This is a genomic window from Pseudomonas capsici (assembly GCF_017165765.1).
Classification (GTDB): domain Bacteria; phylum Pseudomonadota; class Gammaproteobacteria; order Pseudomonadales; family Pseudomonadaceae; genus Aquipseudomonas; species Aquipseudomonas capsici.
In genome coordinates, this window is sequence record NZ_JAFGZD010000010.1 from 130,283 (window position 1) to 146,507 (window position 16,225).

Below are 16,225 nucleotides of genomic sequence, written 5' to 3' on the forward strand. Positions count from 1 at the left end.
GGGTGCCTATCTGCCAGTTGGCATAGAAAAATAACCCCGGTTGGCCGATGGATAAAGTTGTTCGCAACGGCAAATTAGTACTCGCTGAATCCCTGAACAGATCCTTGTAGGAGTGTTGCGATGAAACTGAAACAAACCGCCCTGGTCATGCTTTTTGCTCTGAGTGCTCCGCTGGTTCACGCAGCAGACACGGCTCCCTACACCTATCGGATGGTGGCCGAGCAGCCGTCCAACGTGAAGGACCAGGAAATTTCGGGTTTGTTTGACCGCTGGAACAACGCACTGAAAACCGGCAATCCACAGACTGTGGTGAGCCTCTACGCACCCAATGCCGTACTGCAGCCGACGGTTTCCAACAAGGTGCGCGCCACTCCGGCAGAGATAAAGGACTATTTCGATCACTTCCTGGCCCTCAAGCCGGTCGGTGAGATCAACTACCGTGAAATCCGTCGTCTGGGCAAAGACGCCGCGGTGGACAGTGGTGTCTATACCTTCACCCTGACCGCTGCCGATGGCAAGAAAAGCAAAGTGCAGGCGCGCTACACCTTCCTGTACGAGCGTGTAGGTGGGCAGTGGAAGATCCTCAATCACCACTCTTCGGCCATGCCGGAAGTGCAGCCTGAGTACCAGGTCAGCCGCTGATTCGGGAAGTCGGGTATCTGAAACACATCCGGGGCCTTTGCTCCGGATGTGTTTTTTTGCGTTTGTGAGGGCGGATCCGCCATGCGAACGAGCAGCTCATATGCCGAATGGCATAGTCAAATAACCCCGATTGGCCGATGGCGCAGGTTATCCGCAGCGGCAAAGTAGCACTCACTGAATCCCTGAACAGATCCTTGTAGGAGTGTTGCGATGAAACTGAAAAAAACCGCCCTGGTCATGCTTTTTGCTCTGAGTGCTCCACTGGTTCACGCAGCAGACACAGCTCCCTACACCTACCGCATGGTGGCCGAGCAGCCGTCCGACGTGAAGGATCGGGAAATCTCGGGTCTGTTTGACCGCTGGAACACTGCACTGAAAACCGGTAACCCGCAGAGTGTGGTCAGCCTGTACGCGCCGAATGCGATTCTGCAGCCAACGGTTTCCAACAAGGTGCGCGCCACGCCTGCAGAAATCACGGATTACTTCGACCACTTCCTGGCCCTCAAGCCGGTCGGTGAGATCAACTACCGCGAAATCCGCCGTCTCAGCCCGGATGCAGCGATGGACAGCGGTGTCTACACCTTCACCCTGACCGCTGCCGATGGCAAGAAAAGCAAAGTGCAGGCGCGTTACACCTTCCTGTACGAGCGTGTAGACGGGCAGTGGAAGATCCTCAACCACCACTCTTCGGCCATGCCGGAAGTGCAGCCTGAGTACCAGGTCAGCCGCTGATTCAACCAGTCCGATACCTGAAACACATCCGGGGGCCTTTGCCCCCGGATGTGTTTTTTGCGTTCGTGAAAACGGATTCAGTTTCTGACGCCGCTGACCTTGCGGCAGTGAATCAGTGCATCGCGGATCATGAAGTTCACCAGAGTAGGGGAGACGCCCAGTTCCTTGGCGATATCCTTTTGCGGGACGCCGTGCAGACGATACATCTCGAAGGCGTATCGGGTGCGCGCCGGCAGTTCCGACAGCGCGTCGGCGATCTTCTCCAGGCTGGAGAAGTTGATGTGCGAGGTTTCCGGCGAGGCACCCTGAACCACCACATTCAAGCCTTCATCTTCCGGGCCTGTGTATTTGAGCTCCAGGGCCTGCTTGCGATAGTGATCGATGGCCAGGTTGCGCACGATCTGGAACAGGTAGCTGAGCTGGGCCTTGAACGAAAGGGTGATCTGGGGGGCGGAACGCAATCTGAAAAATGCGTCTTGCACCACATCTTCGGCGCGGGAGCGGCAGCCAACGATACGGGCGGCGATTTTGACCAACAGCAGATAGTTGTCGATAAAAACCTGGAGTAAGGGTGAGTCACACTTACTTGTGAGCACTTGTTCCGTCATGGAATTCACCTTGCTGCGAGTCTTGGAGAAGGTGTGTCCCCGTATTGGGTGGCACCTGCTGAACGGCGGGTAAACTATTCTTAATGATAATAATTGTCAAATGCGAAATCGAATCAGTGCACCTGGAGGGCGCAATTCGACTCCTGTGCGCTTTTGCAGCGCACCGCTCAGATGCGACTAATTATTTCCAGATGCCATCCGTTCTCATTGATGACAGGCCCGTCCACGACTGCGGCCACGGATCAGATCAGGAGGACACAATGGGTTTCGAGCGCGCGCATCGCAGCTTTTTCGTCGGCGTTACCGGATGGCAGGGCCTGATATGAGCACTCCTGCGAGCCTGACGCTGTTCTGTCTGCCGTTTTCCGGGGCCAGTGCGATGTTTTACAGCCCGTGGCGGCGCAAGCTGCCGGAGTGGGTGAACGTTCGTCCTCTTGAACTGCCGGGTCGTGGCATGCGCATGAACGAGCCGCTGCAGACCGATATCGTACAGTTGGCCAACCGCCTGGCTGACGAGATCAGTATTGAACTGGATAAGCCCTACGCGATTTTCGGACACAGCCTTGGCGCCTTGCTGTCCTTCGAGCTGGCTCATGTACTGCGCGCCCGCGGTTTGCCTGCACCGCTGGCCCTGTTCACTTCGGCCTCGGCGGGGCCGGTGCGCCGCGATGTCAGCGAATACGCCATCGCCAAGACCGACGAGCAACTGATCGCCCGGTTGCGCAAGCTCAAGGGCACCAGCGAAAACGTGATTGCCAACGATGAGCTGATGCAACTGATGCTGCCCATCCTGCGCGCCGACTTCCTGGCCTGCGGCAGCTTCAAATATGGCGAACGCGAGCCCTTGAGCGTGCCGATCCATGTCTTTGGCGGCAAGCAGGACAGCGTCACGGTGGAGGAACTGCTCGACTGGCAGGAAGAAACCTGCACCGGTTTCTCCCTGGACATGTTCGAGGGCCATCACTTCTATCTGGTCGACGAGCAGGCCCAACTGCTGCGTCACCTTCGGCGTTACGCCGAGCAGCACCTGACCCGCTGGCGCAACGGCGCAGCGCGGCAAATGGCCCTGGCGGCCGGTTGATCCCCCGATTGCCTCACGCGCGTCTGTGCCTGACAGCGCGCGCCTTTTCTTGAAATCCAGACCTCATTTGGCAAGCCGAATACAGCAGGAACCTCATCATGGATGCGTTTGAACTCCCCGATACCCTGGCACAGGCCCTTCAGCGTCGCGCCTCGCAGACGCCTGAGCGTCTGGCCCTGCGTTTTCTCACTGACGAAAAAGATCAGGGCATCGTGCTGACCTACCGTGATCTGGACCTGCGTGCCCGGACCATCGCCGCCGCGCTGCAAGCCCGGGCCGAGCCGGGTGAGCGGGCCATTCTGCTGTTCCATAGCGGGCCGGACTACGTGGCGGCCTTCTTTGGCTGTCTGTATGCCGGTGTGATTGCAGTACCGGCCTATCCGCCGGAATCCAATCGTCGTCATCACCAGGAGCGTCTGCTGTCGATCATCGCCGATGCCGAACCGCGTCTGTTGCTGACCGGCTCCGACCTGCGCCCGGCCTTGCTGCAGATGGATGAGCTGGCGGCAGCCAATGCCCCGCAACTGCTGTGTGTCGACACCCTCGACAGCGCCATCGCCGAAGGCTGGCAAGGTCCGGTCCTGAGCAGCGACGATATCGCGTTCCTGCAATACACCTCCGGTTCCACCGCCTTGCCCAAAGGCGTTCAGGTAAGTCATGGCAATCTGGTCGCCAATGAACTGTTGATCCGTCACGGCTTCGGTATCGATCTCAACCCCGATGATGTGATCGTCAGCTGGCTGCCGCTGTACCACGACATGGGCCTGATCGGTGGTTTGCTGCAACCGATTTTCAGCGGCGTGCCCTGCGTACTCATGGCGCCTGCCTATTTCCTGACCCGGCCACTGCGCTGGCTGGAGGCGATCAGCGAATACGGCGGCACCATTAGCGGCGGCCCGGACTTCGCTTATCAATTGTGCAGTTCACGGGTCAGCGATTCGGCGCTGGCGCGTCTGGACCTCAGCCGCTGGCGCGTGGCCTATTCGGGCTCCGAGCCGATTCGTCAGGACAGCCTGGACAGCTTTGCCGAAAAGTTTGCCGTGTGCGGTTTCACCCCGGACAGCTTCTTCGCCTCCTATGGCCTTGCCGAAGCGACACTGTTCGTGGCCGGTGGTCAGCGCGGCAAGGGTATTCCGTCCCTGCGTCTGGATGAACGTGCCTTGGCGCGCAACGTGGCCGAGCCGGGTGACGGCAATCCAGTGATGAGTTGCGGCACCAGCCAGCCCGAACATGGCGTGCTGATTGCCGATCCACAGACCCTGGCGGTACTGGGGGAAAACCGTGTGGGTGAAATCTGGGCCTGTGGCCCGAGCATCGCCCATGGTTACTGGCGCAATCCCGAAGCCACGGGCAAGACCTTTATCGAGCATGAGGGTCGTACCTGGCTGCGCACCGGCGACCTGGGTTTCCTGCGTCATGGCGAGCTGTATATCACCGGTCGCTTGAAAGACATGCTGATCGTGCGTGGGCACAACCTGTACCCGCAGGACATCGAAAAGGCTGTCGAGCGTGACGTCGATGTGGTTCGCAAAGGCCGGATTGCAGCGTTCGCGGTTACTCAGCAGGGCAGTGAAGGGATCGGCATTGCGGCTGAAGTGGGGCGCAGTGTGCAGAAAACCCTGGCTCCCGAGACGCTGATCAGGATGATCCGTCAGTCCGTGGCCGAAGCCTTTCAGGAAGCGCCCACTGTGGTGGTGCTGCTCAACCCGGGAGCCTTGCCCAAGACCTCCAGCGGCAAGCTGCAACGTTCTGCCTGCCGCACCCGTCTGGTCGATGGCAGCCTGGACAGCTATGCGGTATTCCCGCAGAACATCGTTGCCGACAAAGATGCAGTGTCAGCTACCGGCCCTGATCTGCAGGCCCGTGTAGCCAGAATCTGGTGCGAGCATCTGCAAGTGGAAGAGGTGGCCGCCGATGACCATTTCTTCCTGCTGGGCGGTAACTCGATCATTGCGACCCAGGTGGTTGCCAGCCTGCGCGATGCGCTGGGTATCGAGTTGAACCTGCGCCTGCTGTTCGAGGCACCGACCCTGGCGGCGCTGGTTGCGCAGATCGAAGTACTGCAACGCGAAGGTCAGACTCAGGATGCCATTCCCCGCTTGTCGGGCAACGATGCCTTGCCGCAATCCCTGGCCCAGAACCGCCTGTGGTTCCTCTGGCAGATGGACCCGCAACGCAGTGCCTACAACATTCCCGGTGGCCTGCACCTGCGGGGCGAGCTGGACATCACCGCGCTGCGCAGCAGCTTTCAGCGCCTGGTCGAACGCCATGAATCCCTGCGCACCCGTTTCTACGAGCAGGACGGCGTGGCCTTGCAGCGTATCGACCCGATCAGCGAACTTCCGCTGCAGGTGATCGATATCAGCGATCTGTCCGGCGAAGAGCGCCAGGCCCGTGCCCAGGCCATCCGCGAAGAGCAGGCACGCCTGCCGTTCGATCTGCAAGCCGGCCCGCTGCTGCGCGTCACGCTGGTGAAGCTGGACGATGAAGAGCATCAGTTGCTGGTCACGCTGCATCACATTGTGGCCGATGGCTGGTCGCTGAATGTGCTGATCGACGAATTCTCGCGCCTCTACGCCGCTGCCATTCAGGAGCAGCCTCTGGAGTTGGCACCGCTGTCGTTGCGTTACGCCGATTACGGTCAGTGGCAGCGCGAATGGCTGGCCCGTGGCGAGGCTCAGCGTCAACTGGATTACTGGAAGGCACAACTGGGTGACGAGCAGCCGACCCTGACGCTGGCCACCGATCATCCGCGTTCGACCCGCAAGCAGCACAGCGCTTCGCGCTACAGCCTGCGCCTGAGCAGCGAGTTGAGTGCAGCGGTCAAACAGGCCGCCCAGGCTTATCAGTCGACGCCGTTCATGTTGCTGCTGGCCGGTTTCCAGAGCCTGCTGCATCGCTACAGCGGGCAAAAGGATATTCGTATCGGCGTGCCCGGTGCCAACCGTCCGCGTCATGAAACACAAGGGCTGATCGGTTTCTTCATCAATACCCTGGTGTTGCGTGCGCAACTGGATTCACGTCTGCCGTTTTCCTCGCTGCTGGCGCAAACCCGTCAGGCGGCGCTGGAGGCCCAGGCCAATCAGGATCTGCCGTTCGATCAACTGGTCGAGGCGTTCCCGCAGGCCCGTGAGCAGGGCCTGTTCCAGGTCATGTTCAACCATCAGCAACGGGACCTGAGCGCCTTGCGCCGTCTGCCGGGGCTGCTGGCCGAAGAGCTGCCATGGCACAGCCGTGAAGCCAAGTTCGATCTGCAACTGCACAGCGAAGAAGATCGCAATGGTCGCCTGAACCTGTCTTTCGACTATGCCGACGAGCTGTTCGAGCGCGACACCATCGTGCGCATGGCCGGGCAGTTCGTGCGTCTGCTGACCCAGGTCTGCGAGCAGACCGATATCGTGCTGGGTGATGTGCAATTGCTCAATGCCGATGAGCTGGCCGAACAGGCGAAATGGGGCGCTGCACCTTGCGCGCCTGCCGCTCAATGGCTGCCGGAACTGCTGAATCTTCAGGCTCGCCAGACCCCGGAGCGCATTGCCCTGATGTGGGACGGCGGCAGCCTCGACTTTGCCAGCCTGCATGCCCAGGCCAACCGTCTGGCTCATTACCTGCGGGACAAGGGCGTCGGCCCGGACGTCAAGGTGGCGATTGCGGCCGAGCGTTCGCCGCAGCTGCTGATCGGTCTGCTGGCGATCCTCAAGGCCGGTGGTGCCTATGTGCCGCTGGACCCTGATTACCCTACCGAGCGCCTGGCCTACATGCTCGAAGACAGCGGCGTTGAACTGCTGTTGACCCAGAGCCATCTGCTGGGCGATCTGCCGGGTGCCGAAGGCGTCATCACCATCGTCATGGACACCCTGCATCTGGATAACTGGCCTGTCAGTGCGCCGGGCCTGCACCTGCATGGCGATAATCTGGCGTACGTGATTTACACCTCCGGCTCCACCGGCCAGCCCAAGGGCGTGGGCAACACCCATGCCGCACTGGCCGAGCGCCTGCAATGGATGCAGGCCACTTATGCGCTGGACGAAACCGATGTACTGATGCAGAAGGCACCGATCAGTTTCGACGTTTCGGTGTGGGAATGCTTCTGGCCCATGATCACCGGTTGCCGCCTGTTGCTGGCCGCTCCCGGTGAGCATCGCGACCCGCATCGCATTGCCCGGCTCATCAAGGAATACGGCGTCACTACGCTGCATTTCGTGCCGCCGCTTCTGCAACTGTTCATCGATGAACCGCTGGCCCGGGAGTGCAATAGCCTGCGCCGCCTGTTCTCCGGTGGCGAAGCCTTGCCCGCCGAACTGCGCAACCGGGTTCTGGAGCAATTGCCGAGCGTGCAGTTGCATAACCGCTATGGCCCGACGGAAACCGCCATCAACGTCACCCACTGGCAATGCCGGTTGACGGATGGCGAGCGCTCGCCGATCGGTCGCCCGCTGGGTAACGTGCTGTGCCGGGTTCTGGACAGCGACCTGAACCTGCTGCCCCGAGGCGCAGCCGGTGAGTTGTGCATCGGTGGCGTCGGTCTGGCTCGCGGCTATCTCGGACGTCCCGGGCTGACGGCCGAGCGTTTTGTCGTCGATCCGCTGGGCGAAGAGGGCGCACGTCTGTATCGCACCGGCGATCTGGTGCGCTGGGCGGCGGACGGTTCGCTGGAATATTTGGGGCGTCTGGATCAGCAGGTCAAACTGCGTGGCTTCCGGGTCGAGCCTCAGGAAATCGAAGCCCGTCTGCTGGCTCAGGAAGGCGTCGGTCAGGCTGCGGTACTGGTGCGTGAAACCGCTTCCGGTCCGCAACTGATCGGCTACTACACGGCAGCGCTGGAGCAGGAAAACGACGCCGGACAGATCGAGCGCATCAAGTCTTCCCTGGCCCTTGAGCTGCCCGAGTACATGGTCCCCGCGCAACTGGTGCGTCTGGACAGCATGCCCCTGAGCCCCAGCGGCAAACTGGATCGCCGTGCCTTGCCCAAGCCGGTCTGGCAGAGCCGTGAACACGTCGAGCCCGAGACGGACCTGCAAAAACAGGTCGCTGCTATCTGGCGCGAAGTGTTGGGCGTGCCGCGCATTGGCCTGCGCGATGACTTCTTTGCTCTGGGCGGCCATTCGTTGCTGGCTACCCAGATCATTTCCCGGGTTCGTCAGGCCTGTGATATCGAGCTGCCGTTGCGGGCGCTGTTCGAAGCCAGCGAGCTGGGCGCGTTTGTCGAGCAGGTTGAATCCATTCAGGCCTCCGGCGTCCGCAACAGCCAACAGGGGATTGCCCGGATCGACCGCAATCAGCCGGTACCGCTGTCCTACTCCCAACAGCGCATGTGGTTCCTGTGGCAGATGGAGCCGGACAGCCCGGCCTACAACGTGGGCGGCATGGCACGTCTGAACGGCGTGCTGAACATCGAGTGTTTCGAGGCGGCACTGCAAGCCTTGATCCTGCGCCACGAAACCCTGCGCACGACCTTCCCGAGCATCAATGGTGTGGCTTGTCAGAAAGTCTCCGAGGAAACCGGCCTGCGCATGCAGTGGCAGGACTTCTCGGCACTGCAAGGCGAAGCCCGTCAGCGTCGCCTGCAAGAGTTCGCTGACAGCGAGGCGCACAAGCCTTTCGATCTGGAAACCGGTCCGCTGTTGCGTGCCTGCATGGTCCGGGCGGGCGAGCTTGAACACTATTTCGTCCTGACCTTGCACCATATCGTCACCGAAGGCTGGGCGATGGATATCTTCGCCCGTGAGCTGGGCCTGCTTTACGAAGCCTTCCTTGAGGGGCGTGCTTCGCCGCTGGAACCTCTGGCGGTGCAGTACCTGGATTACAGCGTCTGGCAGCGCCAGTGGATGGAAGCCGGCGAGCGTCAGCGTCAACTGGATTACTGGACGGCACAACTGGGCAACGAGCACCCATTGCTGGAGCTGCCGAGCGACCGTCCGCGTCCGCCGGTGCAGAGCCACAAGGGCGAGCTGTATCGTTTCGACCTGAGCGATGAACTGGCGGCTAAGGTGCGCGCCTTCAACGCCAGCCATGGTCTGACCCTGTTCATGACCATGACCGCCACCCTGGCGACACTGCTCTATCGCTACAGCGGCCAGACCGACCTGCGCATCGGCGCGCCGGTGGCCAACCGGATTCGTCCGGAAAGCGAAGGGCTGATCGGTGCGTTCCTCAACACCCAGGTGCTGCGCGTCCAGCTCGACGGGCAGATGAACGTCGCGCAACTGTTCGAGCAGGTTCGCCACACGGTCATCGAAGGCCAGTCCCATCAGGATCTGCCGTTCGATCATCTGGTCGAAGCCCTGCAACCGCCACGCAGTGCGGCTTATAACCCGCTGTTCCAGGTGATGTGCAACGTACAGCGCTGGGAATTCCAGCAGAGCCGCGAACTGGCCGGCATGACAGTCGAATATCTGGTCAACGATGCCCGGGCGACCAAGTTCGACCTGAACCTGGAAGTTACCGAACTGGATCATCGTCTGGGTTGCTGCCTGACCTACAGCACCGATCTGTTCGATGAACCGCGTATCGCACAGATGGCCGGGCACCTGCTCAATCTGCTGCAAGCCTTGCTGGCCGATCCGGCACAACGCTTGAGCGAGCTGCCGCTGTTGCAGGAGGCCGAGCGTCAGCAGTTGCTCGACAGTCTGGGTGTCGAAGCGGGCGAGCAGCGTCTGGACCAGTGCATCCACAGCCTGTTTGCCGAACAGGCCAAGGCCCGTCCGGACGCACCGGCCCTGACCTTTGCGGGTGAAACCCTGAGCTATGCCGAACTGGATGGCCGTGCCAATCGTCTGGCCTGGATGCTGCGTGAGCGTGGCGTCGGCCCGCAGGTGCGGGTCGGTCTGGCGCTGGAGCGTTCGCTGGACATGGTGGTCGGCCTGCTGGCGATCCTCAAGGCCGGTGGCGCCTATGTGCCGCTGGATCCGGAATATCCGCTGGAACGCCTGCAATACATGATCGAAGACAGCGGCATCGGCTTGTTGTTGAGCAATGCTGCCTTGCTCGAAGCCTTGGGCGAACTGCCAGCGGGTGTCGGCCGCTGGTGCCTGGAAGATGACACGCCAGCCCTGGCCGCTTACCCGGCGAGCGAGCTGCCTTTTATCAGCCTGCCGCAGCATCAGGCGTACCTGATCTACACCTCCGGTTCCACTGGCAAGCCCAAGGGTGTGGTGGTGTCCCACGGTGAAATCGCCATGCACTGTCAGGCGGTGATTCGCCGCTTCGAGATGCGTCCCGATGATTGCGAGCTGCATTTCTATTCGATCAACTTCGATGCTGCCACCGAGCGTCTGCTGGTGCCGCTGCTCAGCGGTGCGCGGGTGGTATTACGCGCCCAGGGGCAATGGGATGCCGAGGAAATCTGCGAACTGATCCGCAGCCAAAAGGTGAATATTCTCGGCTTCACCCCAAGCTACGGCAGCCAGTTGGCGCAATGGCTGTCGACCCAGGGCCAGACCCTGCCGGTTCGCATGTGCATCACCGGTGGCGAGGCGCTGACTGGCGAGCACTTGCAGCGGATTCGGGCGGTCTTCAAGCCGGAGCTGTTTTTCAATGCCTACGGTCCGACCGAAACCGTGGTCATGCCGCTGGCCAGTCTGGCTCCGGCCTGGCTGGAAGAAGGCGAAGCCAGCGTGCCGATCGGCAGCGTAGTGGGCGCCCGGGTGGCTTACATCCTCGATGCCGATCTGGCGCTGGTGCCGCAAGGTGCGACCGGCGAGCTGTATGTCGGCGGTGCCGGTCTGGCCCAGGGGTATCACCAGCGCGCAGGCATGACGGCCGAGCGTTTTGTCGCCGATCCGTTCAGCGGCCATGGCGGGCGTCTGTATCGCACCGGTGATCTGGTGCGCCAGCGTGCCGATGGCCTGGTGGAGTATCTGGGGCGGATCGACCATCAGGTGAAGATCCGTGGCTTCCGTATCGAACTGGGCGAAATCGAAACCCGCCTGCTGGAACATGAAGCCATCCGCGAAGCCGTGGTGCTGGCGCTGGATACACCGGCGGGCAAGCAACTGGCCGGTTATCTGGTCAGCGATGTGGCCGGGCAGGGTGAAGAACAGCAGGCGCAACTGCGCGAGTCGATCAAGACACACTTGAAGGCGCAACTGCCGGATTACATGGTGCCCACGCACCTGATCCTGCTGGACAGCATGCCGCTGACTGCCAACGGCAAGCTCGACCGCCGTGCCTTGCCAGCGCCCGACCCGGAACTCAATCGTCAGAGCTATGTGGCCCCCACCAGCGAACTGGAACAGACCCTGGCGGGTATCTGGTGCGCGGTATTGAATGTCGAAAAGGTCGGCCTCAACGATAACTTCTTCGAACTGGGCGGCGATTCGATCCTGTCGATTCAGGTGGTCAGCCGTGCGCGTCAGGCCGGGATTCACTTCAGTCCTCGGGACCTGTTCCAGCACCAGACCGTACAGACCCTGGCTGCCGTGGCCACGACCAGCGAAGTGGTCCGCGCCGAGCAAGGGCTGCTGACCGGCGAATCGGCCCTGACACCGATTCAGCACTGGTTCTTCGAGACACCGATTCCCCGGCGTCAGCACTGGAACCAGGCGCTGGTGCTGGAGCCGACCACTGCACTGGAGCCTCGCCATCTTGAGCAGGCGCTGCTGGCACTTCTTGAGCAGCATGATGCCTTGCGCCTGAGCTTCCGTGACGATGCGGGCAAATGGCAGGCCGAGCACCGTGCCGTGACCGGTGAAAGCCTGCTGTTGCAAACGCGTGTGGCCGATATGAACGAGTGTGCCGCACTGTTTGTGGACACCCAGCGCAGCCTCGATCTGCAGAACGGTCCGCTGCTGCGTGCCTTGCTGGTGGACGGGCCGCAGGGGCAGCAACGCTTGCTGATGGTCATTCACCATCTGGTGGTCGATGGCGTTTCGTGGCGTGTGCTGCTGGACGATTTGCAGGTCGCCTATCGCCAACTGGCCGATGCCGCAGCGATTCAGTTGCCAGCCAAGACCAGCGCCTTCCGGGACTGGGCTGCACGTCTGCAAGCCTATGCCGGTAGCGAGTCGTTGCGTGAAGAGCTGGCCTGGTGGCAGCGCCAGCTCAACGGACCGGGTGCCGAATTGCCTTGCGACAATCCTCTGGGCGGCCAGCAGAATATTCATGCGCAGACCGTCAGTGTGCGGCTGGATGCGCAAAGTACCCGACAGTTGCTGCAACAGGCGCCGAGCGCTTATCGAACTCAGGTCAACGACCTGCTGCTGACCGCACTGGCGCAGGTGGTCTGCCGCTGGAGCGGACAGGCGTCGGCGTTGATTCAACTGGAAGGCCATGGTCGCGAAACCCTGTTCGACGAAATCGACCTGACTCGCACCGTGGGCTGGTTCACCAGCGCCTATCCGTTGCGACTGACACCGGCACTGCTCGACGGTCCGGGCGCATCAATCAAGGCGATCAAGGAACAGTTGCGTCAGGTTCCGCACAAGGGGCTGGGTTATGGCGTGCTGCGTTATCTGGCCGACGGCACCAGCCGCGCGGCGATGCAGGCCTTGCCGGTCGCGCCGATCACCTTCAACTATCTGGGGCAGTTCGATCAGAGCTTTGCCAGCGATGCCTTGTTCCGTCCGCTGGAAGAGTCGGCGGGCGCGGCTCACGATGCCCATGCGCCGTTGCCCAACGAACTGAGCATAGACAGTCAGGTGTATGGTGGCGAACTGGTGCTGCGCTGGACTTTCAGTGGCGAGCGTTACCGGAGCCAGGCCATTGCCGAACTGGCGCAGGCTTATCTGGAGCAATTGCAGGCGCTGATTGCTCATTGTCTCGCTGACGGCAGTGGCGGCCTGACGCCTTCGGACTTCCCGCTGGCCGCTCTGGATCAGGCGCATCTGGATGCGCTGCCGGTTCCGGCAAGCCAGATCGAAGATGTCTACCCGCTGACCCCGATGCAGGAAGGCATGCTGCTGCATACCCTGCTGGAGCCCGGCACCGGTCTGTATTACATGCAGGATCGCTATCGCATCAACAGCGAACTGGACCCGCAACGTTTCGCCCAGGCCTGGCAGGCAGTCATTGCCCGTCATGAAGCCCTGCGTGCCTCGTTCTGCTGGGACATCGGCGAAACCATGCTGCAGGTCATTCACAAACCCGGCAATACGCCGATCGATTATCTGGACTGGCGCGATGTTGCTCATGACGAGCAGGAGCCGCGTCTGCAGGCCTTGCTCAAGTCCGAGCGCGAGGCCGGTTTCGATCTGCTCAACCAGCCGCCGTTCCACCTGCGCCTGATTCGTGTCGACGAGGCGCGCTACTGGTTCATGATGAGCAACCACCACATCCTGATCGATGCCTGGTGTCGCTCGTTGCTGATGAACGACTTCTTCGACATCTACACCGCGCTGGGCGAAGGCCGCGACGCACAACTGGCCGCGCCGCCGCGCTATCGCGATTACATCGGCTGGCTGCAACGTCGTGGTCTGGTGCAGGCCCGTGACTGGTGGCGGCAGAACCTCAAGGGCTTCGAGCGTCCGACGCCGATCCCGAGCGACCGTCCGTTCCTGCGCGAACATGCCGGTGACAGCGGCGGCATGGTGGTAGGTGACTGTTACACCCGTCTGGATGTGGCCGATGGTGTGCGATTGCGCGAACTCGCCCAGCAGCATCAACTGACCATCAACACCTTTGCCCAGGCGGCCTGGGCCTTGACCCTGCGGCGCATGAGCGGTGACCGCGACGTGGTGTTCGGCGTGACCGTGGCCGGGCGTCCGGTGGAAATGCCGCAGATGCAGCGCACCGTCGGCCTGTTCATCAACACCATCGCCCTGCGCGTGGGACTGCCGCAGGATGACCAGCGATGCAGCGTTCGGCAGTGGCTCAACCGTTTGCTGGAAAGCAATATGGAGCTGCGCGAATACGAATACCTGCCACTGGTGACCATCCAGGAAAACAGCGAGCTGCCCAAGGGCCAGCCGCTGTTCGACAGCCTGTTCGTGTTCGAGAACGCGCCGGTGGAAGTCTCGGTGCTGGACCGTGCGCAAAGCCTCAATGCCACCTCGGATTCGGGCCGCACCCACACCAACTATCCGTTGACGGCGGTGTGCTACCCCGGCGATGACCTGGGGCTGCATCTTTCCTATGACCAGCGTTACTTCGACGAAACCACGGTCCAGAACATGCTGGGCGAGTTCAAGCGCCTGCTGCTGGCCTTGATCGAAGGCTTCCACGGCGATATGTCCGAACTGGCACTGCTCAGTGCAACGGAGCGCGAGTTCCTGCTCGAGGGCTGCAACCGGAGCGATCACGACTACCCGCTGGAGCGCAGCTATGTCGAGCTGTTCGAGGCGCAGGTCGCGGCTCATCCGCAACGTGCCGTCGTCAGTTGCCTGGATCGTCGGTACAGCTATGCCGAATTGAATGCACTCGGTAACCGGCTGGGCCATGCCTTGATCGAGGCCGGTGCCGGTTTCGATCAGCCGATTGCCCTGCTGGCCGAGCGCAGCCCCGAACTGCTGGGCATGATCATCGGCAGTTTCAAGGCCGGTGCCGGTTACCTGCCGCTGGATCCGGCGCTGCCGAATCAGCGCCTGAGCGGCATCATCGGGCAAAGCCATACGCCGGTGCTGGTCTGCAGTGCCGAATGCCGCGAGCAGGCGCAGGCCTTGCTGGCCGATATCGAAGAAGCGAAGCGGCCGCGCCTGCTGGTCTGGGAAAGCGTGCAGCAGCGTGAGTTGTCGCAGGACAATCCGGGTCGCTACAGCGCGCCGGACAATCTGGCTTATGTGATCTTTACCTCGGGCTCTACCGGCTTGCCCAAAGGCGTGATGGTCGAGCAGCGCGGCATGCTCAATAACCAGTTGAGCAAGGTGCCTTATCTGAACCTGAGCGATGCCGATGTAATCGCCCAGACCGCTTCGCAAAGCTTCGACATTTCGGTCTGGCAGTTCCTCGCGGCTCCGTTGTTCGGTGCGCGGGTGGACATTGTGCCGAACGATATCGCCCGTGATCCGCAGGCTTTGCTGAACCATGTTCAGGCTCAGAAGATCAGTGTGCTGGAAAGCGTGCCGTCCCTGATTCAAGGGCTGTTGGCCGAGGAGAAGGCCACCCTCGACGGCCTGCGCTGGATGTTGCCGACCGGTGAAGCCATGCCGCCGGAGCTGGCCAGCCAATGGCTGCAACGCTATCCGCATATCGGACTGGTCAATGCCTATGGCCCTGCCGAGTGTTCAGACGACGTGGCGTTCTTCCGCGTCGATGCGGAATCGACTCGCAGCACCTATCTGCCAATCGGTACACCCACCGACAATAACCGCCTGTACCTGCTCGACGAGGCGCTGGAGCTGGTGCCGCTGGGGGCGGTGGGCGAGCTGTGTGTGGCGGGGACCGGTGTCGGTCGCGGTTATGTCGGCGACCCGCTGCGCACTGTGCCGGTGTTTGTGCCCAACCCGTTCGGTGCGCCGGGCGAACGTCTGTATCGCACCGGCGACCTGGCGCGCAGAAGGGCTGATGGCGTGCTGGAGTATGTGGGTCGTGTCGACCATCAGGTGAAGATTCGCGGCTACCGTATCGAACTGGGCGAGATCGAAACCCGTCTGCAGGAACACGAAGCGATTCGTGAGTCCGTGGTGCTGGATATCGATGGCCCGCTGGGCAAGGTGCTGGCGGCCTATCTGGTGCCACGTGCCCCTGCACAGGCCACGGACCTGCTGCGCGACGAGTTGAAAAGCCACCTCAAGAGCAGCCTGCCGGACTACATGGTGCCAAGCCATCTGGTGATGCTCGACGCCATGCCGCTGACGCCGAACGGCAAGCTGGACCGCAAGGCCCTGCCAAGACCGGATGTCAGTCAGGTGCAGAACGATTACGTGGCACCGCAGAGCGAGCTTGAGCAGCAACTGGCGACGATCTGGGCCGATGTGTTGAAGGTTGAGCGTGTCGGGATCACCGACAATTTCTTCGAGCTGGGCGGTCACTCGCTGCTGGCGACTCAAGTGGTTACCCGTGCGCAGAAGCTGCTGCAACGCAATGTACCGCTGCGCGCCATGTTCGAGTTCAACACCATTCAAGGCCTGGCAGGGTATCTGGAAGGCCTGGGTGGACAGAAGGTCGATGAGCAGAAATTCGACCGGCTGGCGGATCTGATGGCTGAACTGGAGGGGCTGTAAATCAGCCTCTCGTCGGCGCACGCGCACGGCTGACAAAAAAGCCGTGACAGGGTGTAAATCCGCAG

Annotated in this window: 5 protein-coding genes; 4 read left to right on the forward strand and 1 reads right to left on the reverse strand. The window is 61.6% G+C overall.

The features are described 5' to 3' along the window. Window positions 1-120 precede the first annotated feature (120 nt). Together JSY17_RS15475 and JSY17_RS15480 are read left to right on the forward strand one after the other, a co-directional pair. Window positions 121-642, forward strand: coding sequence for an SgcJ/EcaC family oxidoreductase (locus JSY17_RS15475; RefSeq protein ID WP_025260704.1), 522 nt, complete (start codon window positions 121-123; stop codon window positions 640-642). Between the two features lie 210 nt (window positions 643-852). Continuing rightward, the gene (locus tag JSY17_RS15480) at window positions 853-1,374 is read left to right on the forward strand and encodes an SgcJ/EcaC family oxidoreductase (RefSeq protein ID WP_117181324.1); all 522 of its coding nucleotides are present in this window, start codon (window positions 853-855) and stop codon (window positions 1,372-1,374) included. A gap of 77 nt (window positions 1,375-1,451) precedes the next feature. Here the strand turns inward: JSY17_RS15480 and JSY17_RS15485 are convergent, their stop codons facing one another. Beyond that, window positions 1,452-1,982 (reverse strand): RNA polymerase factor sigma-70, encoded by a 531-nt coding sequence (locus JSY17_RS15485; RefSeq protein WP_025260702.1) that lies wholly within the window; start codon window positions 1,980-1,982, stop codon window positions 1,452-1,454. 322 nt (window positions 1,983-2,304) lie between these two features. On the opposite strand from JSY17_RS15485, the gene JSY17_RS15490 reads away from it, so the two are divergent. Both JSY17_RS15490 and JSY17_RS15495 read left to right on the forward strand, forming a co-directional pair. Continuing rightward, the gene (locus tag JSY17_RS15490; RefSeq protein ID WP_122370733.1) at window positions 2,305-3,063 is read left to right on the forward strand and encodes a thioesterase II family protein; all 759 of its coding nucleotides are present in this window, start codon (window positions 2,305-2,307) and stop codon (window positions 3,061-3,063) included. 98 nt (window positions 3,064-3,161) lie between these two features. Further along, entirely contained in the window at window positions 3,162-16,160 is a 12,999-nt protein-coding gene (locus JSY17_RS15495) for a non-ribosomal peptide synthetase (RefSeq protein WP_232849473.1), read from the forward strand. The last annotated feature ends 65 nt before the right edge of the window (window positions 16,161-16,225 follow it).